This is a genomic window from Nonomuraea jiangxiensis (assembly GCF_900099965.1).
Classification (GTDB): domain Bacteria; phylum Actinomycetota; class Actinomycetes; order Streptosporangiales; family Streptosporangiaceae; genus Nonomuraea; species Nonomuraea jiangxiensis.
The window spans coordinates 44,333-62,826 of sequence record NZ_FNDJ01000045.1 but is presented as its reverse complement, the minus strand read 5'-3'; the positions used below and the strand labels follow the sequence as shown (position 1 = coordinate 62,826).

The window sequence follows — 18,494 nt, the reverse complement described above, 5'->3', positions numbered from 1 at the left end:
CTCATCGGCAGCGGCTTCACCCTCAAAACCCTCACCACCACCGGCACCAACTGGATCCTGGGCACCACCACCAGCGGAGAACTCATCTCCTACCGCATCAACGGCATCGGAGACCGCACCCGCCTCCCCCTCAAGGACACCACCTGGGAAGGCATCAGCCACCTCATGTCCCCCGGCGGCGGCGTCTACTACGGCCGCCACCCCAACGGCGCCCTCTACCACTACCGCGACACCAACCCCCACGACGGCGACGGCGACGACATCACCGGCCTGGGCACCGTCGACCCCAAGGGCTGGTCCCAGATCCTCCTGTCCGCCCAACCCGCCACCGTCAACTGATCCCATGACCCGGTGACCACGGTGCCGGAAACCAGGAAGGGCTCCCGAAATCTCGACGGGGCCCTTCCTGGCGTTCGCGGCGGCCTGAGGTCAGCGGGGGAAGAAAATCCCTCGCGCGACGGATATCGGAGCCCTATCAGCGCATCGCATACTGCGTCCCAGCGTCCGTCGGTCACGAAGCTGGGAGAACTCCATGGAATGTCGGCTGCTCGGACCCGTGGAGGTGCGGAACGAGGGGCGCCAGGTGCCCCTCGGAGGGCCCAAACCACGGACGCTGCTCGCGGCGCTCCTGCTCGAACCCGGCCGGGCGGTCACCAGCGAGCGGCTGGTCGAGGCGATCTGGGACGACGAGCCGCCGACCTCGGCAAAGGGCATCCTGCACACGTACGTGGCCTCGTTGCGCCGGGCGTTCACCACCATGGGGCTGCCCGCCGTCATCGTCTCCCAGCGCGACGGCTACCTCGCCGAGATCCCCCCGCGTTCCCTGGACACGGACGTCTTCGAACAGTGCGTCGCCGAGGGGCGTAGCGCGGCGCGGGAGGGCGACCACCAGGAGGCGGCGACGGCGTTCCGGGCCGCGCTGGCGCTCTGGCGCGGTACGGCCCTCGGCGGCATCGGCCACTCCTTCCTGCGCGCGGCGGCGGACCGGCTGGAAGAGCTCAGGCTGACGGTCGTCGAGGAACGCGTCGCCGCAGACCTGGCCACGGGCCAGAACGAGCAGCTCATCGAGGAACTGACCGGGCTGGTCGGGCTGCATCCCGGACGCGAGCGGCTGCGCCGCGACCTCATGGTGGCGCTCTACCGCGCGGGCAGGCAGGCCGACGCCCTGACCGTCTACCAGCACGGCAGGCAGGTGTTGATCGACGATCTGGGGATCGAGCCCGGACCTGAGTTACGCCAGGCCCAGGCGGCCATCCTGCGTGCCGATCCCACGCTGCTGAAGACCGCGGCCAAGGCCACCGCCCGGCTGCCCCGCCAGTTGCCGCTGCCCGTTCCCGACTTCACCGGCCGGGCGGAGGAGATGGCGGAGCTGCGCGGCCACCTGACCAGGTCCGCCGCCGTGCCGCTCTGCGTCATCTCCGGCCAGGGCGGCGCGGGGAAGTCGGCCCTGGCCCTGCAGACGGCCTACGAGGTCGCCGCCCGCTATCCCGACGGGCAGCTCCACGTGGAGCTGCGCGGCACGACGGAGACGCCCGTCGCTCCGGAGGAGGCCCTGGGGCGGCTCCTGCGCGAGCTCGATCAGCGTGCCACGCCGATCCCCGGCACGCTGGAGGAGCGCGCAGGCCGCTACCGCTCGCTGCTGGCCGGCCGGCGCAAGCTGATCGTGCTGGACGACGCGGTCTCCGAGAACCAGGTGCGACCGCTGCTCCCCGGCGGCCGGGACTGCGCGGTGATCATCACGTCCCGCAACCGGCTCGCCGGGCTGGCCGGTGCCATGTTCGTCGACCTGGGCCTGCTGCCGTCGCAGTCCGCGTTCGATCTGCTGTCGCGCATCACCGGCCCCGAGCGGATCGCCGCCGACCCGGATGCGGCCTGGCGCGTCGTGAACCAGTGCGGCGGCCTGCCCCTCGCCCTGCGCGTGGCGGGAGCGCGGCTGGCGTCGCGCCGGCAGTGGTCGGTGGCCCTGCTGGCCGACCGGCTGGCCGACGAGCACCGCAGGCTGGACGAGCTGGCCGTCGGCGATCAGGAGGTACGCGCCAGCATCGGCCTGAGCTACCAGCTGCTGCCTCCGCCGGCCAGGACCGCGCTGCGCCGGCTCGGCCTGCTGGGGATGCCGCACTTCACCCTCTGGGCGGCCGCGGCCGCGCTCGACGCGAGCCTCGACGTGGCCGAGCGCGTGCTGGAGCAGCTCGTGGACGCCTCCCTCGTCGATCTCGTGGACGCGGATCCGGCAGGTCAGCTCCGTTACCGCCTGCACGACCTCATCGGGCTGTTCGCCAAGGAACGCGCCTGCCTGGAGGAGCCGGAGCAGGAGCGTACGGCCGTGGTCACCAGGGTGCTGGGCGGCTGGCTGTGGCTGGTGAAGCGGATGAGCGAGGCCGTACCGACGGGGATGATCCCGATGCGGGCCACGAACGAGCTGGCCCATCCGGTCGACGCCGAGGTGGTACGGATGGCGCTCGCCGACCCGCACGCCTGGATCCGCAGGGAGGAAGAGGCGCTGATCATGGCCGTCGAGCTCGCGGCGGCGATGGACCTCGACGAGATCGCCGTCGAGCTGGCCTCCGCACTGTCCGCGGTGGCGTTCGAGGGCAGCCAATACGTCTTCGACAACCCGTTCGCGGCCTGGCACCGGACCCACCAGGCCGCCCTCGCGGTGGCGCGGCGGATGGACAACACCGTCGGGGAAGCCAAGCTGCTCGCCGGTCTCGGCCAGCTCTCCTACGAACGCGACTTCTACGCCGAGTCACGCGAGTATCTCAGCCAGGCCCTGTCCCTGTTCCGCGCCGCCAAGGACATCAGGGGAGAAGCCACCACCGTCGCGGCGCTCGGCGCGGCCTGCCGCGAGCAGGGATACCTGCCCGAGGCCCTGCACTTCCTCGGCAAGGCGGAGGAGCTCTGGGCCGATCTCGCCGACTCGGCGGGCGTCGCGCACATCAAGCGGCTGAGGGGCACGGTGCATCTGGAACGCGGGGACTACGCCGCTGCATGGGACGGCCTCACCGCCGCGCTGTCCCTCTACCGGCAGGGCCAGAACCGACGCGGTGAAGGACTGACCCTGCGCAGTCTGTCGATGTACCACCGCGCGCGTGGCGAGCTCGACAGCGCCGAGGAGCTGTGCACCCGCGCGCTGGCGATCTTCCACGACCTCGGTGACCGCCTCATGGCGGCTTACTGCCATCGTTCCCTGGCCAAGACCCGCGTGCGGTTGGAGCGGTACGACGAGGCCCGTGAATCGCTGGAGGAGGCGCTCGTCACCACCCGGACCCTCAACGACCGCTGGGGGGAAGCATGCACCCTTCGCGTCATGGGTGAGCTCTGCCTGGCCGAAGGGCGGCTCTACCAGGCCAGGAGTCACCTGGAGGAGTCGCTCGCGCTGTGGGACACGCTGCGTATCGCCCTGTTCCGCGCGCGTACCCTGCGTGACCTCGCGCTGGTGCACCGGGCCCTCGGCGAGGACGCTGCCGCCGAGGCCATCCAGGCGGAGGCCCTGGAGATCTTCCGCCTCCACGGTGCCCGTGAGTACGGCGAGTCCCGGTCATGAGCCGCCCGCTCCGGAGGTCCATTCCCGGGTGCCCGCGAAGATGAGGCCGAGTTCGTAGGCCAGGACGGCCGCCTGGGTGCGGTCGCGGGCGCCGAGTTTGTCCAGGATATTGCCGACGTGTGTTTTGACCGTCTCCCTGGTGACGTGCAGCGCCGCCGCGATCTCCGCGTTGTTCCGCCCGAGGGCGATGTGCCGCAGGACGTCCAGCTCGCGCGGGGTCAGCTCCACCGGTACGCGGGGCCGGGCCGTACCGTGGTGCGGGGAGGCGATGCGACGCAGCGCGTCGGGGAAGAGCACCGCCTCCCGCGCATGCACCAGCCGGACGGCCTCCACCAGCTCGCGAGCGGGCGCGCGCTTGAGGACGTAGCCCGCGGCGCCGGCCCGCAGGGCACCCCAGACCAGCTGGTCACTGTCGAACGTGGTGACCACGATGACCCGCGTCGTCGGCGAGCGGCGGGCCAGCTCCTGGGTCGCGGCCAGGCCGTCCATGCGGGGCATGCGGACGTCCATCAGGACGACGTCCGCGCCGGCGCCGGCCTCGACGGCCTCGTGGCCGTCGGCCGCCTCGCCCACCACCGCGAGGTCGTCGTACGGGAGGAGCATGGTCGTCCATCCCGAGCGGATCAGCTTCTCGTCGTCGGCCAGGACGACCCGGATCACAGCGGCAGTCTCGCCTGGACGCGCCACGTCCCGCCCGCCTCCTCCCAGGTGCACGTCCCGCCGGCCAGGCGGGCCCGCATGCGCATGCCGGTCAGACCGCGCCCCGGCCCGCCGGACGCGCCCGCCGTCGCATTCTCCACGGTCAGGACCAGGTCGGCGCCGACGGCGATGTCGAGCGTGACCGGGCCGCCGCGCCCGTGCCGCAGGGCGTTGGTGAGCGCCTCCCGTACGAGGGCGAAGGCCGCGCGGGAGACGTCGGCCGGGATCCTGTCGAGGCGGTCCACCCGCGTGCGCACGTCGAGGCCGCGGGTGAGCGTGCCGAGCGCCTCCAGCGTGGGCGTCTCGGCCGCGACGCCGTCGTCGAGCACGCTCAGCAGCACGTCGAGGTCCTGCTGCGCGTGCCGGGCGGCGGCCGTCAGATGGTCGAGCGACTGTACGGCGAGCGCGGGCCTCGTGTGCTCCAGCGCCGCCTGGGCGGCCATGGCCTGCACCAGGACGACGCTGAGGGCATGGCCGACGGAGTCGTGCAGTTCCAGGCCCAGCGTCTGACGGCGGCCGAGCTCGTCGATCACGCGGGACGGTTCGGTGCGCAGCAGCCGGCGCGCCGCCCAGCGCTGGCCGAATCCCGCGGCGACCATCACGGCCAGCGTGACGGCGGCGAGCAGGATGACCTCGCCCCGCTGCCCGGGCGCCGCCGGCCCCAGCCCGCCGAGCGGGATCAGCCCGGGAGCCAGCGCCACCACGCCCGCGCTCAGCGTGGCCCCGCCGAACAGGTGCACACTGGTCAGCACGACCAGATAGACGCGGTCGGCACGCCTGGGCACGTTGACGTCGAGCAACTCCGACAGAGCGGTCGCCTCCAGGCGGCGCATCAGCGGCGTCATGGCGAGCAACACCGAGGCGGGCAGGCACGCCGCCCACAACACCAGCAGCCGCCCCGGCCCCGACCCCGGCTCCGGCTCGGCGAGCAGCGGCAGGCCGATCGCCACGGCGACCGGAGTCAGCAGCGCGGCGCCGAGCAACTGGTAGATCCCCGCCCGCACGACCCGGCTGATATGACGCCTCACGCCTGGCGACGCTAGCCGACCGGCCCGCGCGGTGCCTCCCTCGCCAGGGGGAGGCGGCCAGGACCGGCCGTTCCTAGCGTGAGCGGCATGACGAGAACCGATCCGGCACCCGGTACGGCGCCGCCACCCGCGACAGCGGAAACCCGGCAGCCCACCACGACCGCTCCGACCACCGGGCGGCTGCGCTCCGCGTGGCGGGCGGCCCACACGCCGGCGGCCGGGGTTCCCCGCTGGGCCCGGACCGCCGCCTTCGCCGTCCCGCTCATCGTGCTGCCGTCCGGGCTCTGGCGGCTCCAGATCGCGTTCGGCGATTACGGCATCGGCTTCGGCGAGCGGGCGTACATCGTGTTCCTGTCGGTCCTGTCGGAGGTGGTGGCGTTCGCCGCCGTCGGGCTGGTCGCCACCTGGGGAGAGCGGTTCCCGCGCTGGATGCCGGGGCTGCGCGGCCGCAGGGTGCCGACGCCGGCCGCCGTCATCCCCGCGACCCTCGGCGCCGTGCTCCTCACCGTCCTGTGGACCTCCTTCTTCGCCACCCAGCTGGCCGGGGTCACCCTGAGAGGCGAGCCGATTCCCGCGATCTTCCCCACGCGGGCAGGCGGCCGGCCGGCGGCGATCTTCTACCTCTGCTACCTGCCGCTGCTGCTGTGGGGACCGTTGCTCGGCGCCGTCACGTACGCCTACCACCGACGCCGCCGGAACCACTGACCCTGTCCCCGCGCTGCCAAGGATTGTCGAGGCCGGGGGTGGCGTACGCCACCCGGGGGCGGCGGGCCACGTAGACCACCGCGGGCGGCAGGTTGCGCCAGACCGTCATGGTCGTCACGACCTCCTCGAACTCCGTCCGCAGGCCGCCGACCAGCCGCCGCGCCGGCGCGGCCCAGCGCGTCCAGTTGTAGGCGAACTGCGTGTAGACCCCGGCCGGGGACAGCACGCGGGCCACCGACTCGATCAACGGCGGCTGCCCGGCATAGGCCACCCACGGCAGGCCGCTGACCACGGCGTCCACCGGCCCGACGCCGAGCCCGGCGAGCAGGTCGGGCAGGCGCGTGGCATCCGCGCACACCACCTCGACCGACGGGTACGTCCGCGCGATCTCCGCGGCGAACCTGTCGTTGAGCTCGACCACGACATGCCTGCCGCGGCCGTCCAGCCGTCGCTGGATCGCGGAGGTGAAGGCGCCCGTCCCCGCGCCCAGCTCGACCACCACCGGCTCGCCGCGCTCCGGTACGCCCACCACCATCCGCGCCGCCAGCCCCGCCGAGCTCGGCAGCACCGATGCCGTACGCATGGGAGACTTGACGAATTCCCACAGGAACCGGCCGCTCCCGCCGCCACGGCGCACCTCGTCGTTGGTCACAGTTCATCTCCTGAGCCGCTCCGACATCCCTCTGTCGATCCTTGCGTACGCACTGCGGCGCGACACAACGCGAAAGTTGATCAGAGGTGAACAACAGCGCCCACGGCTCAGCCCAACAGCACGATCACGCTCCCTTCGTGGTCAGGCTTCGCGTGTTCTCGGCGGGGGTGTGGTGATCAGGTGGTTGCCAGGGCCACGGTGGGGGACAGGCGGGCCGCCCGCATGGCCGGATAGAGCCCGGCGGCCGTGCCGATCACCAGGGTCGCGGCGACGGCCCCGCCCAGGGCCCACGGCGGCACCACCGGCGGCCAGTCCCGCGACAGCGCGTACGCCGTCGTGGCCAGCGCGCCCAGCACCGCCCCCACCAGCCCGCCGAGCGCCGACAGAAGCAGCGACTCGGCCAGGAACTGGACCCGCACCTGCCCCCGCGTGGCCCCCAGCGAGCGGCGCAGCCCGATCTCCCTGCGGCGTTCCAGGACCGAGATGACCATGGTGTTGGCCACCCCGACCCCGCCCACCAGCAGTGCGACCGCGCCCAGGCCGAGCAGCAGGTTCGTGAAGGCGCCGGTGGCGGCGGCCTTGGCCGCCAGTGCGTCCGACGGCCTGCTGACCGTGACCTCCTCCGGGTTCCGCGGGTTGACGGTGCGCGGGAGCGCGTCCCGTACCGACTCCACGGCCGCGTCCGACGAGCGCTCGTAGATGGTGGTCGGATAGCCGTCGAAGCCCAGCAGTTCCTCGGCCGCCGGGAACCCGACGAGCGCCGAGCGCTCGATCTCCGGCGCCAGCGGCATCGGCCCCAGGATGCCGATCACGGTGAACCACCGGCCACCCATCCAGACCTGCACCCCGGTCCTGGCCAGCCCGAGGCTGTCGGCCGCCACCGAGCCGAGCACGACCGCGGGCAGCCGCGCGGTGGCCGCGTTGAGCCAGGCGCCTTTGACGACCGTGCCCTCCAGGGTGGCCAGCAGTTCGGTGCTGGCGGCCTGTACGGCGATGCCGCCGGTGACGGTGTCGGGGATGTGGTTGTTGCGCCGGACGGTGGCCTCCACCCCGCCGGTGGCGGCGGCCGTGCGCACCGGGCGGATGCGTTGCACCATCGCCAGCGCGCCGACGGGCAGCTTGGCGTCCTCCCCGAACATGGTCCGGCCGGGAGCGACGGTCAGCAGGTTGGTGCCCAGCCGGTCGAGCTGGCGCAGGAGTTGCTCGCGCGACGAGGCCGAGATCCCGATCACGGCGATCATGGTCGCGATGCCGATGGCGATGCCGAGCGCGGACAGGATCACCCTCGTGGGCCGGGCCCGCAGCCCGGCGGCGCCCACCCGCAGCACGTCACCGGGGCTCAACCGGGCCGGCGTGGGGCGCTCGTGATGGTGGCCGGTCAACGCCTGGCTCCTCTCAAGAGCTCCACCGGGCTCGGATGGTCGTGATCATGGCCGTCGACGATCAGGCCGTCACGCAGGCGCACCTGGCGGGCGCACCAGCCGGCGATCTCGGCGTCGTGCGTGATGATGGCGATGGTGGTGCCCGATGCGTGCAGGTCGGCCAGGAGGGACAGCACACCGGCACCGGCGCCGGAGTCCAGGTTGCCGGTCGGCTCGTCGGCCAGCAGCAGCGGCGGGTCGCCGGCCACCGCACGGGCGAGCGCCACCCGCTGCTGCTCACCGCCCGACAGCTCCGACGGCCGGTGCCGCAGCCGGTGCCCGAGCCCGACCCGTTCCAGCGCGGCGGCGGCGCGCTCACGGCGGGCGCGGCGGCCGGTGCCGCTGTAGAGCAGGCCGTCGGCCACGTTGTCCAGCGCGCTGACCCCGGGCGCCAGGTGGAAATGCTGGAAGACGAAGCCGAGCTGCCGTGAGCGCAGCGCGGACAGCTCGCGGTCGGTCAGCGTGGCGACGTCGTACCCGGCGACGCGTACGGTGCCGGAGGTCGGCCGGTCGAGCGTGCCGATCATGTGCAGCATGGTCGACTTGCCGGATCCGGACGGGCCGACGATGGCCAGCAGGTCGCCGCGGGCGATGGTCAGGTCCACGCCGCGCAGCGCGTGCACCTGACCGGGGTAGGTCTTGGTCACCGCGCGCAGCTCCACGATCCCGTGGGGAGCCGGGGGAGGGGCGGTCATCGGGCGGGCACCCCGACCTTCATGCCCTCGGCCAGCCCCGCGCCCTCGACCTCCACCAGCCCTCCGCCGAACGCCCCCGTCTCCACGGCCACGATCCGGCTCGCCGGCCCCTCCACGACCTCGACCCCGAACCCGCCCTCGCGGAGTGCCAGCAGCGCCTCCACCGGCACGGCCAGCACGTTCTCGTGCCGCTCGCTCTGCATCTCCACCTCCACCGGTGCCTGGTCCAGCTTCGTCCGCGGCGGCTTGGCCAGCGTGATGTCCACGTCGATGGTGGTGCCGGAGTCCTGTTCCTGCTCCGACGCCTCCGCCACCGTGCCGACCGACGTGATCGTGCCCGCGGCCCGCTCCCCGCCGGGCAACGTCACCGTGACCCTGGCCCCCTCCCGCGCCAGCGACTGGTCGCCCGTGTCGAGGTCGACGTGCACCAGCCGCCGGATGCCGCTGACGGTCAGCGCCTGCCGGCCGGGCGCGGTCCTGGTGCCGACCGCGACCTTGGCCCGCGTCACGCGTACGGCACCCGGCTGGAACACGACCTGGGCCACGTCCACCTGGCCGGTCTCCGCCAGCCCCCGGTCGTCCTGCCAGTCCCGCACCGCCCGCGCGGTGGCGTGGCTGAAGTGGCCGTCCACGGTCAGGTCGTCGCCGTAGCCGAGCGCCTTGAGGTTGCGCTCCAGCTGCTCCACGTCCGGCCCGTCCGTCACCCCGAGCCGCAACGTCCGGTACAGCGGCAGCTTCCCGTACATCAGCACCAGCGGCCGGCGGTCCACCCTGAGCAGCGGCCGGCCGCGGCGGACCACCGCGCCTTCGGCCGCCACCCACGTCACGGTGCCGGAGGCGCCCGAGAAGAGCTGCCGCTCCTCCGCGTACGTGAGCGCCCCGTCCACCGTCTTCGTCTCCACCAGGTCCCGCCTGGTGATGTCGGCCGTGGCCGGGACCGGGGACTCGGCCGGCGGGACGGCGGCGGTGACGCCGTGGTTCACGGCCGCCACCGCTCCCCACGTGACGGCGACGGCCACGACGGCGCCGCCGCCGCCCAGGGCGAGGTTCCTCCTCACGGCTTGCCGCCGGAGGTGACGTTCCCGCCCTTGGCGAGGCCGGGCGCGTACTCCTGGCAGGCCTTGTGCGCGGCCTCCATCTGCTCCTTCGAGCCGTTCCTGAGCCGGATGCCCAGCCCCTCGCCGGGTTTGGGGTCGGGGACGTCCACGCCCTGCTCGCGCATGCACTGCGCGAACTTGACCATCCGGTCGAAGTCCTCCTGGCTGGGCGTGGCCCGGTCGCGTACGACGGACTCCATGATGGGCCGGCACGCCTGGTCGGCCTCGTCCACCTTCTTGCGGTCCGTCCCCGGAGGGATGCGCAGCTGGATGTTGCCGTCCGTCGGGTCGGGCATGTCGATGCCGTGGTCGCGCATGCACTCCGCGAACTTCAGCCCGGCCGTCCGCTGGTCCATCGTGGCCGACGGGGTGGCCGTCGGCGTGGTGGAGGCGGCCACGCCGCCCGCGCTCACCACGGTGTCGTCCGTGGTCCCGGCGCGCTGCTCGCCGCAGGCGGCCAGCGCCAGCGTGAGGGGGACGGCCACCAGCAAGAGCCGTACGTTCATGACGATCACTCCTCGACGTCCCGGGTCGTTCGCCCGTGACGCGGCCCCAACTTCAGCCCATGAGGTGCTAAAACCGAATAAGTCCTTACCTGCGGCTAACACCGGATACGTCACGCTCGTGGCCGAGGAGAGGGGCCGGTCATGCGCGTGCTTGTCGTCGAGGACGAGGAACGGCTGGCGGACGCGGTCGCGCACGGGCTCAGGCTGAACGCGATCGCCGTGGACGTGGCCTACGACGGGCAGGAGGCTCTCGACCTGGCCGCGTACGTGGACTACGACGTGGTGGTGCTCGACCGCGACCTGCCGGAGGTGCACGGCGACGACGTGTGCCGGCGGCTGCGCGAGTGCGGCGGGGGCGGCCGGGTGCTCATGCTGACCGCGGCCGGCCAGATCCGCGACAAGATCGACGGCCTGGCGCTGGGCGCGGACGACTATCTGGTCAAGCCGTTCGCGTTCGCCGAGCTGGTGGCCAGGATCAGGGCGCTGGCCAGGCGCGCCCGAACCGGCGCGCACGGCGCCGCCCCGGCGCTCGAACGCGAGGGCATCGCCCTCGACCCGGCCCGCCGCACGGTCACCAGGGACGGCAGGCCGGTGCCGCTCAACCGCAAGGAGTTCGACGTGCTGCGCACGCTGCTCGGCGCCGCCGGCGCGCTGGTCACCTCCGCCGAGCTGCGCAGGATCGTGTGGGACGAGCACGCCGACGCGAGCACGGGCGCGCTGCGGGTCACGATCACGTCGTTGCGCAAGAAGCTCGGCGCCCCGCCGCTGATCCAGAACGTCCCCGGCAAGGGGTACCGGCTGTGACGTCCCGGATGGAGGCCGCCCGCCACTGGTGGAACAGCAGGCGGCTGCGGTTACGGCTCACGCTCCTGTACGGCGGCCTGTTCCTCGTGGCCGGCTCGGTCGTGCTCTGGCTCACCTACCTGATCACCGCGCAGGCCATGAAACAGCAGTTCATCGCCAGTCCCGTCAAGGTCACCGGCGTGGCGCCGCTGCCGGGGCAGGCGCGCGCGCCGGCCCGGGTCATCACCGACTTCGTCCAGCAGGCCGACGTGGAGCACCGGGCGGACAGCGTGCTCAGCGAGATGGTGCGTTCCTCCACGCTCGTGCTGATCCTGGTCGGTATCACCGCGCTGCTGCTCGGCTACGTGGTCGCCGACCGGGCGCTGCGGCCGCTGGACCGGGTCACCGAGACCGCGCACCGGCTGTCGGAGAGCACGCTGCACGAACGCATCGGCCTGCGCGGGCCGCCCGACGAGGTGGGCCGGCTGGCCGACACCTTCGACGCGATGCTGGACCGGCTGCATCGCGTGTTCGACGCGCAGCGGCGCTTCATCGCCAACGCCTCCCACGAGCTGCGCACCCCGCTGGCCGTCAACCGTACGGTGCTGGAGGTGTCGCTGGAGGAGCCGGCGGCCTCGGAGGACCTCAAGGCGCTGGCCAGGGCCCTGCTCGGCACCAACGCCCGCTACGAGCGGCTCATCGAGGGCCTGCTGCTGCTCGCGCAGTCGGAGCAGGAGCTGACCGTGCGCAAGGTGGTGGACCTGGAACAGGTCGTGCGTGCCGTGGTGGAGCAGATCGACCTGCAGTCCCGCAAGCGACCCGTCACGCTGCACCAGGACCTGCGCCCGGTGCTCGTCGAAGGGGATCCGCTGTTCCTGGAGCGGTGCCTGTTCAACCTGCTGGAGAACGCCATCAAGTACAACGTCCGCGACGGCCAGGTCTGGCTCACTCTGGGGCGGCACCGGGGGGACGGCGTGATCACGGTGCGCAACACCGGGCCGCTGGTGCCTCCTTACGAGGTGGACGACCTGTTCGAGCCGTTCAGCCGGCTTCAGGGGGATCGGGTGCGCTCGTACAAGGGGACCGGGCTGGGGTTGTCGATCGTGCGCGCCATCGTGACCGCGCACGGCGGCCAGGTCGGCGCCGTGGCCCCGCCGCAGGGCGGCCTGGAGGTGACGGTACGGCTCCCGTCCGCTGAGCATCCCTGACGGATTGGGTAGCTCCACTATCTAATGTTGGATAGTATGGCTATCTGAGGGGAGTGATTCTCATGACCGTGATCGTCCTTGTCCTGGCCACGCTGGGTTTCCGCTTACTGGGGAAGTTGTCCGGGTCGGCCCGGTTCGCCACCTGGCGAGCGAGTGCCGGGCACGGGCTGGCCGTCATGCTGGTGATGACGGCCAGTGCGCACTTCGTCCCGCCAGGCGTGAGCTTCATGCCGAACCATGCCGACCTGCTGGCCATGGTTCCGCCGTTCGTTCCTTTCCCGGCGGCCGTGGTCTACCTGACCGGGGTGCTGGAGTTGGCCGGCGCCGTGGGGCTGGTCCTGCCGGGCACCCGTCGGGCGGCCGGGGCCTGCCTGGCGCTGCTGTTCGTGCTCCTGCTCCCGGCCAACGTGTACGCCGCCCTGGCGGACGTGCCCTTCGCGGGCGGTACGGCGACGCCGCTGTGGCAGCGCGTGCCGGAGCAGATCCTCTACATCGGCGTGGCGCTCTGGGCGGCCGGCATCCTGAGGCGGCCTGCCGGCCGTACGGCCACCGCGTCCCCCGCCGCACGGTGAATGTGCGGCCAGGGCACGGACAGGCCCGGAGGCTCGAAGCCTCCGGGCCTTCCCGGGGTTGCGGACGGGTGTTCAGCACGTGTGCCAGGGCTCTCCGCAGGGGATGGGGGCCGCATTGGCGGTCATCGTGCTGGTGAGGGCCAGTCCGCCGGTGGTGGCGATCATGGAGATGAGGACGATCCCGATGGCCTTGACGCTGAGTCGCTTGCTCATGTTCTGCCTGCCCCTGTGATCCGTCCGGCAGCCCCGCTGGCTCCCGATCAGGTGAACTGCCGTCACGGTCACAACCGGGGCCATCTCCTCCTTATCCGATCCCTTCCACCCCGATATCAGCCCAGGCCACCGCGGTTGCACCGGCCCACGCCCACACCTTCCGGGAGGAGAAACCCGAGATCACAGCCCGGCGGCCGACCGAACGACGCGGGGATAGCGCGGCGAAGGCGATCCGATTGCGCGGACCGGAACATTCACCACAAACCCGGGTGAACCCCCGCACAACGGCAGGGCGGTTCCGTACCCTAGGATGCCGGAATGATCATCAAAATCCTGGCGGGCATGGCGATCGGCCTGACCGCGTTATCCGGTACGGCGGCAGCGGATCCCATCGTCGGCGCGCCCGACCTGACCGGTAACAGCCTCTACAAGGCGGGCAAACTCCCCAAGACGTCATGCCCGGCCAAGAAGGGCACGAGCAGGTCCTCCACCGAGAAGTACCTCCGAATCCTGGTCGGTTGTCTGGACAAGGCCTGGCGCGGCGACAAGGTGAAGCTTCAGATCACCTATCAGGCGAACGGCAGCAAGAAGTACAAGTCCTGGCCGTTCATCACCCGCGACGGCATCTACGTCGGCCTCGCGGACGACTGGGTCAAGGCCGGGAACGACCAGCGCGTCTTCCACGAGATGGCCTCCGTCTACGGAGAGGTCATCCAGTCGCGGACCGGCATCGCCCAGGCCGCCCACACGCTGAACTACGGCGGGGACGAGAAGGTGCTCAAGCAGCAGGAACGCCGCTACGCCTACCAGAAGGACTGCCTGGCGGGCGCGGCGGCCAGAGCGCTCGGACGCCCGGCGAAGAACTCCTCGCTGAAGGGCAACGAACGCTACTGGTTCGAGCAGGGGTACAAGGCGGGCGGTCCCAAGGCCTGCAACACCTGGAAGGCCTCGGACGCCAAGGTCGCCTGACCGAAGGAGCCGCCGCACGGGCCCGGACGGCGAGGGGACACCCGCGGGCGTTCCCTCGTGTCGCCGCCGTCCGGGGGAGCGCGTGGAAGCCACGAGACCGGCCGCGGAAGGGGGCCCGACCCCCGGTGGCAAAGAGCGGTCACACGCCTTGTCAGGCCGTACGCGCGAGCGCACAGTCGAGGCACCTTCTCATCCACCGGAGGATGCATGAACGTGCACCCGGCACCAGATCGCCACCGGAAGAGCTTGGTACGACGGTTGTCATCGGCCGCCCTCGCGGTGCTCGCCACGGCGTTCCTCGTGGCGCCGCCCGCCAATGCGCTGGCCCTGCCGACACCCCGGGAGTTCGTCTCGAACCTCGACCTGGAGTGCTTCAGGACCACCCCGTACCAGCCGCCCTCGGTCACCCTGGCGCTGCGGCACCTCAACCCCGTGCTCGTGAACTTCCCCATCGGCCAGGTCACGCTCGGCCAGCGCGAGCAGCTGTGCGTCCCGGTGGCCAAGAACAACGTGTTGCCGCCACCGAACACCATCGACTACCTCAGGTTCGTCGACCTGTCGTGCTACCGGGTCACCGGAACCGCGCTCGACCAGAGCCTGTCGCTGCGACATCTCAACCCGGTGCTGCAGAGCGTGCCGGGCATCCAGGTGGTCCTGGACCGGCCGGAGCACCTCTGCGTGCCGGTCGCCAAGAACGGCCTGGTCCCCGCCCCGGACGTACTGCGGGTCATCTCGCACATCGACCTCCTGTGCTACGCTCACCGGCCGAACGTGCCCATGAACCGCGCCCTGGCACTCCAGCAGCTCAACCCGGTGCTGACCGGCCAGATCCCCACCGCGTCCGTCCGGGTCACCGACCCCCGCCAGCTCTGCGTGCCGGTGCTCAAGGCCGGTGACACCATCCCGCCGGACGTGCTTGACATCGTCCGATGGATCGATCTGGAGCGGTACGACATCATCGCCCCGGCCATCCCCCAGGTCACGCTGAGCCTGCGGCACCTCAACCCGGTGCTGGCCGGCCTGCCGGGCGAGACGGCGACGCTCACCGGCGCCCTGCAACTGGCCGTCCCGGTCGCCAAGAACGGGCAGGTCCCGCCCGGCTGAGCCACGTCCTCACCTCCGGGCGGGACCACGGCCTCTCACCGGGGGCTCGCGGTCCCGCCCGGAGATCCGTCCTACGTCAGGGCTCCCTCCGGAGCGCCGGAGGCCCAGGTCGCGTAGTCGGCGCCGCCGCGCTCGTATTCGGCGGCGTACGGCCCGGGACCCAGCGCGTCCCGCACCACCGCCGTGGTCTCGTCGACGGCCAGGCGCTCCGCGAGGGGAGGGGCCGCCGCAGCCGTGGACGTCCTGGCGGCGGCGGCCGTGCCGAGCAGCCGGGCGGCCGGGACGTGCTCGCCCATGAGCGCGAGGGTGCCCGCCAGCCCCTCCAGCGCGCGGGCGACGGTCCGCGGATCACCTCCGTCGCGGGAGATCCGGCAGGCCTCCTCGTGCCGGGCCCGGGCCTGCCCGGCGTCGCCGCGCCGGTGGGCGAGGAGCCCGAGCTCGGTCAGGGCGGCGGCGCCCACGTTGGGCTCGTGGCCGTGCTCCCTGTGCCACTCCAGCACGACGCCCAGGTGGGCCTCGGCGATGTCGAGGCGGTCCGTCAGGCGCGCGATGCGGGCGAGCCCGATCAGGGCGTACGTCTCGGCGGACCGGACCGACTGCTCGGCGGCCAGGCGCCTGGCCCGCTCGTAGAGCCGTTCGGCCGTATGGTGCTCGCCCGTCGCCAGATGGACCTCCGCGAGCCCGCACAGCTTGAACGGGATCTCGATGCCGAACCCCAACTGCTCGGCGATGCCGAGGCTGCGCCGGAAGAGGGACGCTGCCCGCTCGTAACGTCCGGTGGCCTCGGCCGCCCCGGCCAGGCTCTCCAGGGCCATCATCTGTCCCCACGCGTCGCCCAGCTCGGTGAATGCGGCCAGGCTCCGCTCCGCGTCCCGCTCGGCCGCGGCGATGGCGCCCCGGGCCGTGGCGTGCCAGGCCAGCGTGTTCAGGGCCGCGGCGGTCCCCCAGACGTCACCCCGGGCCTCGAACGCGGCCAGCGCCCGCCGGGTCAGCCGCTCACTCCCGGGCAGGTCGCCCACCCCGAAGAGGCTGGAGCCGAGAATCCACCCGGCCCGCGGATCGTCGATCTCGCCGAGCTCGGTAGCCAGGAGGCCGTGGCCGGTCGCGGGCGCCCGGCCACCGCCGATGGCCTGACCGGTGATGAGGGCGAGGGCCGAGCACCATGCCGCGCTGCCGGGGTCGCCGGCGCCGAGCGACAGCACCCGGGTGAACGCCCGATGTGCCTCCTCCAGCCGCCCCCGTAGCAGCCAGTACCACGACAGAGCGGTGGCCAGCCGGCGCACCAGCGGCCCGTCACCCGCGCGTACGGCGTCGTCGAACACGCCGCGCAGATTGGCCGTCTCCGCGTCCAGGAGCCGCAGCCAGCGCCGCTGGCCGGGACCGCGCAGCAGCGAGCCGGCGCGCTCGGCCAGCCCGGCGTAGTGGTCGTGGTGCCGCCGCCGGGCCGTGGCGAGCTCGCCGGACTCGGCCAGCCGCTCGACACAGTAGGCGGCGACCGAGTCGGCCAGCCGGTAGCGGTCGCCGGTCACCGCCACCAGCGAGCGGTCCACCAGGCCCGCCAGCAGGTCGGCCACGTCGTCCCGGGGCACCCCGGACGTGGCGCACACCGACTCCGCCGCGTCGAGGGTGCAGCCGTCCGGGTGCAGCGCCAGCCGGCACAGCACGACCCGTTCGGGCCCGGCCAGCAGCTCCCAGCTCCAGTCGATCACCGCGCGCAGCGTGCGCTGCCGGGCCGGCGCGTCCCGCCGCCCCCCGGTCAGCAGCCGGAAGCGGGCGTCCAGGCGGCGGGCCACCTCGGCCACCCCGAGCGACCGCACGCGTGCCGCGGCCAGCTCCAGCGCCAGCGGGATGCCGTCCAGCCGGCGGCAGATCACGCCGACGGCCTCGGCAGTGCGTGCGTCGAGGACGAGCTCTCCCGCGGCGGCGGCCGCCCTGGCCACGAACAGCCGCACCGCGTCGGCCCGCGCGACCAGCGCGGGGTCGGCGCCGGCGGCGGGCACCTCCAGCGGGGCCACCACCTGCAGGTGCTCGCCGGCGATGCCGAGCGGCTCGCGGCTGGTCGCGAGCAGCCGCAGGCCGGGCGCGCCGGCCAGGAGGCGCGCGGCCACCTCGGCGGCCGGCTCGACGACGTGCTCGCAATTGTCGAGCACCAGCAGCATGCGGCGCTCGCGCACGGCGGCGGCGACCCGCTCGACGATCGGGGCCGGGTGTCCTCGCGGCCCGGGCACCGTGGCGTCGGCGAGGCCGAGCGCCGCGGCGATCAGCGTGGCGACGTCGGCGGGCGTGGCGCGGGCGCCGGCGCGGGCCGGATGATCCAGTGCCGCGAGCTCGACCAGCCACACCCCGTCGGCGAAGGAGCGGGCCAGCCGGTCGGCGGCGGCGACGGCCAGGCGGGTCTTGCCCACGCCGCCGGCTCCGGTGAGGGTGACCAGCCGGTTCGCGCTCAGCAGCCGCTCCAGGCGGGCCACCGCCGCCTCCCGCCCGATCAGCTCGGTGACCGGCACCGGCAGGTTGCCGCGAAGCCGGGCAACGCCCAACCCCGTGTCCTGCCGGAGGATCGCCTGGTAGAGGGCCGCCGACTCCGGTGACGGATCCAGCCCCAGCTCGCCGGCGAGGCGTTCGCGCAGGTCGTGGTAGGTTTCGAGGGCTTCGTTCTGGCGGCCGGAACGGTAGAGGGCCTGCATGTAGGCGGTGCGGAACCGCTCGCGCAAGGGGTGGCGCCGCACCCGCTCGGCGAGGTCTCCGAGCAGATGCTCGTGCCGGCCCAGCGCCAGCTCGACCTCGGCGTGCTCCTCCATCGCGCTCAGCCGCTGCTCGCCCAGCCTGGTGATCGTGCCCTGCAGGAACGTCTCGCCGGCGAAGTCCGCGTAGGCCTCGCCCCGCCACAGCGCGAGCGCGTCGGCCAGCAGGACCGCCCGGACGGCCGGGTCCGCGACCGCCCGCGCCCGGCCGGTCAGGACGCCGAACCTGCGGGCGTCCACCGCGTCGGCCTCCACCCGCAGCGCGTATCCGGGTGGTTGCCACACCACCAGGTCGCGGCCGCCGCGCTCGGCGGACTCCAGCGCCCGCCGTAACTGCGCCACCTTCGTACGGAGCACGGCGGCGGGATCGCGTGGCGGGGCCGCTCCCCACAGGTCCTCGACGAGCCGGTCCACCGGCACCGAGCGCCCGTCATGGCTCAGCAGGTCGGCCAGCAGCAGCCGGACCTTCACCTCCGGAACCTTGACCGGCGTGCCGTCGTCCGTCGACACTTCCAGCGGGCCCAGCACCCGAAACCGCATACCCGACACGGTAGCCG

The 18,494-nt window shown here is 72.9% G+C and carries 17 protein-coding genes; 8 read left to right on the top strand and 9 right to left on the bottom strand.

All coding sequences use genetic code 11. The features are described from left to right. Together BLS95_RS56520 and BLS95_RS50835 are read left to right on the top strand one after the other, a co-directional pair. On the top strand, positions 1-339 hold a 339-nt coding region (locus BLS95_RS56520), incomplete at its 5' end, for a hypothetical protein (RefSeq protein WP_218136415.1). Positions 340-532: 193 nt separating this feature from the next. Next, the gene (locus BLS95_RS50835; RefSeq protein WP_090946844.1) at positions 533-3,544 is read left to right on the top strand and encodes an AfsR/SARP family transcriptional regulator; all 3,012 of its coding nucleotides are present in this window, start codon (positions 533-535) and stop codon (positions 3,542-3,544) included. Here BLS95_RS50835 and BLS95_RS50830 read toward each other — a convergent pair. Both BLS95_RS50830 and BLS95_RS50825 read right to left on the bottom strand, forming a co-directional pair. Then, the gene (locus BLS95_RS50830; protein WP_090946843.1) at positions 3,539-4,204 is read right to left on the bottom strand and encodes a response regulator transcription factor; all 666 of its coding nucleotides are present in this window, start codon (positions 4,202-4,204) and stop codon (positions 3,539-3,541) included. The two genes, BLS95_RS50835 and BLS95_RS50830, sit on opposite strands and share 6 nt — an antisense overlap. After that, a complete protein-coding gene (locus tag BLS95_RS50825) occupies positions 4,201-5,271 on the bottom strand; it encodes a sensor histidine kinase (protein ID WP_143044260.1) in 1,071 nt (356 codons plus the stop codon). Before BLS95_RS50825 ends, BLS95_RS50830 begins: the two co-directional genes overlap by 4 nt. An 87-nt stretch (positions 5,272-5,358) precedes the next feature. On the opposite strand from BLS95_RS50825, the gene BLS95_RS50820 reads away from it, so the two are divergent. Next, positions 5,359-5,976 (top strand): hypothetical protein, encoded by a 618-nt coding sequence (locus BLS95_RS50820; RefSeq protein WP_090946841.1) that lies wholly within the window; start codon positions 5,359-5,361, stop codon positions 5,974-5,976. Here the strand turns inward: BLS95_RS50820 and BLS95_RS50815 are convergent. The 5 genes from BLS95_RS50815 to BLS95_RS50795 form a co-directional block, all read right to left on the bottom strand. Beyond that, positions 5,939-6,628 (bottom strand): class I SAM-dependent methyltransferase, encoded by a 690-nt coding sequence (locus tag BLS95_RS50815; protein ID WP_245765775.1) that lies wholly within the window; start codon positions 6,626-6,628, stop codon positions 5,939-5,941. The genes BLS95_RS50820 and BLS95_RS50815 overlap by 38 nt on opposite strands. Before the next feature lie 176 nt (positions 6,629-6,804). Beyond that, on the bottom strand, positions 6,805-8,010 hold the full coding sequence (locus BLS95_RS50810) for an ABC transporter permease (protein ID WP_090946840.1): 1,206 nt from the start codon (positions 8,008-8,010) through the stop codon (positions 6,805-6,807). Beyond that, positions 8,007-8,744, bottom strand: a complete 738-nt coding sequence (locus tag BLS95_RS50805) for an ABC transporter ATP-binding protein (protein ID WP_090946839.1) — start codon at positions 8,742-8,744, stop codon at positions 8,007-8,009. Before BLS95_RS50805 ends, BLS95_RS50810 begins: the two co-directional genes overlap by 4 nt. Then, a complete protein-coding gene (locus tag BLS95_RS50800) occupies positions 8,741-9,802 on the bottom strand; it encodes a peptidoglycan-binding protein (RefSeq protein ID WP_245765774.1) in 1,062 nt (353 codons plus the stop codon). The genes BLS95_RS50805 and BLS95_RS50800 overlap by 4 nt, the downstream gene beginning before the upstream one ends. Then, positions 9,799-10,347 carry a hypothetical protein gene (locus BLS95_RS50795; RefSeq protein WP_143044259.1) on the bottom strand — a complete coding sequence of 183 codons (549 nt, stop codon included), beginning with the start codon at positions 10,345-10,347 and terminating at the stop codon, positions 9,799-9,801. Before BLS95_RS50795 ends, BLS95_RS50800 begins: the two co-directional genes overlap by 4 nt. Positions 10,348-10,488: 141 nt before the next feature. Here BLS95_RS50795 and BLS95_RS50790 point away from each other — a divergent pair, with 141 nt between their 5' ends. The 3 genes from BLS95_RS50790 (at position 10,489) to BLS95_RS50780 (ending at position 12,910) form a co-directional block, all read left to right on the top strand. Next, complete coding sequence (locus BLS95_RS50790) at positions 10,489-11,151, top strand: response regulator transcription factor (protein WP_090946837.1); 663 nt, start codon at positions 10,489-10,491, stop codon at positions 11,149-11,151. Continuing rightward, positions 11,148-12,338: a sensor histidine kinase gene (locus tag BLS95_RS50785; RefSeq protein WP_090946836.1), complete on the top strand. Its 1,191-nt coding sequence runs from the start codon at positions 11,148-11,150 to the stop codon at positions 12,336-12,338. Before BLS95_RS50790 ends, BLS95_RS50785 begins: the two co-directional genes overlap by 4 nt. Before the next feature lie 62 nt (positions 12,339-12,400). After that, the gene (locus BLS95_RS50780; protein ID WP_176993855.1) at positions 12,401-12,910 is read left to right on the top strand and encodes a DoxX family protein; all 510 of its coding nucleotides are present in this window, start codon (positions 12,401-12,403) and stop codon (positions 12,908-12,910) included. 72 nt (positions 12,911-12,982) lie between these two features. Here the strand turns inward: BLS95_RS50780 and BLS95_RS56515 are convergent, their stop codons facing one another. Then, entirely contained in the window at positions 12,983-13,123 is a 141-nt protein-coding gene (locus BLS95_RS56515) for a hypothetical protein (protein WP_176993854.1), read from the bottom strand. A 318-nt stretch (positions 13,124-13,441) separates the two neighbouring features. Here BLS95_RS56515 and BLS95_RS50775 point away from each other — a divergent pair, with 318 nt between their 5' ends. Further along, complete coding sequence (locus BLS95_RS50775; protein WP_090946835.1) at positions 13,442-14,092, top strand: hypothetical protein; 651 nt, start codon at positions 13,442-13,444, stop codon at positions 14,090-14,092. Positions 14,093-14,350: 258 nt separating this feature from the next. After that, positions 14,351-15,196, top strand: a complete 846-nt coding sequence (locus BLS95_RS50770; protein ID WP_245765773.1) for a hypothetical protein — start codon at positions 14,351-14,353, stop codon at positions 15,194-15,196. 71 nt (positions 15,197-15,267) lie between these two features. On the opposite strand, the gene BLS95_RS50765 is transcribed toward BLS95_RS50770, so the two are convergent. Then, a complete protein-coding gene (locus BLS95_RS50765) occupies positions 15,268-18,477 on the bottom strand; it encodes an AfsR/SARP family transcriptional regulator (protein ID WP_090946833.1) in 3,210 nt (1,069 codons plus the stop codon). Between the last annotated feature and the right edge of the window lie 17 nt (positions 18,478-18,494).

Bases quoted from the DNA above. Each gene is read 5' to 3' on its own strand.
- BLS95_RS50805 (WP_090946839.1), bottom strand. From the start codon at position 8,744: ATGACCGCCCCTCCCCCGGCTCCCCACGGGATCGTGGAGCTGCGCGCG.
- BLS95_RS50765 (WP_090946833.1), bottom strand. From the start codon at position 18,477: ATGCGGTTTCGGGTGCTGGGCCCGCTGGAAGTGTCGACGGACGACGGC.
- BLS95_RS56515 (WP_176993854.1), bottom strand. From the start codon at position 13,123: ATGAGCAAGCGACTCAGCGTCAAGGCCATCGGGATCGTCCTCATCTCC.
- BLS95_RS50790 (WP_090946837.1), top strand. From the start codon at position 10,489: ATGCGCGTGCTTGTCGTCGAGGACGAGGAACGGCTGGCGGACGCGGTC.
- BLS95_RS50775 (WP_090946835.1), top strand. From the start codon at position 13,442: ATGATCATCAAAATCCTGGCGGGCATGGCGATCGGCCTGACCGCGTTA.
- BLS95_RS50820 (WP_090946841.1), top strand. From the start codon at position 5,359: ATGACGAGAACCGATCCGGCACCCGGTACGGCGCCGCCACCCGCGACA.
- BLS95_RS50780 (WP_176993855.1), top strand. From the start codon at position 12,401: ATGACCGTGATCGTCCTTGTCCTGGCCACGCTGGGTTTCCGCTTACTG.
- BLS95_RS50795 (WP_143044259.1), bottom strand. From the start codon at position 10,347: ATGAACGTACGGCTCTTGCTGGTGGCCGTCCCCCTCACGCTGGCGCTG.
- BLS95_RS50835 (WP_090946844.1), top strand. From the start codon at position 533: ATGGAATGTCGGCTGCTCGGACCCGTGGAGGTGCGGAACGAGGGGCGC.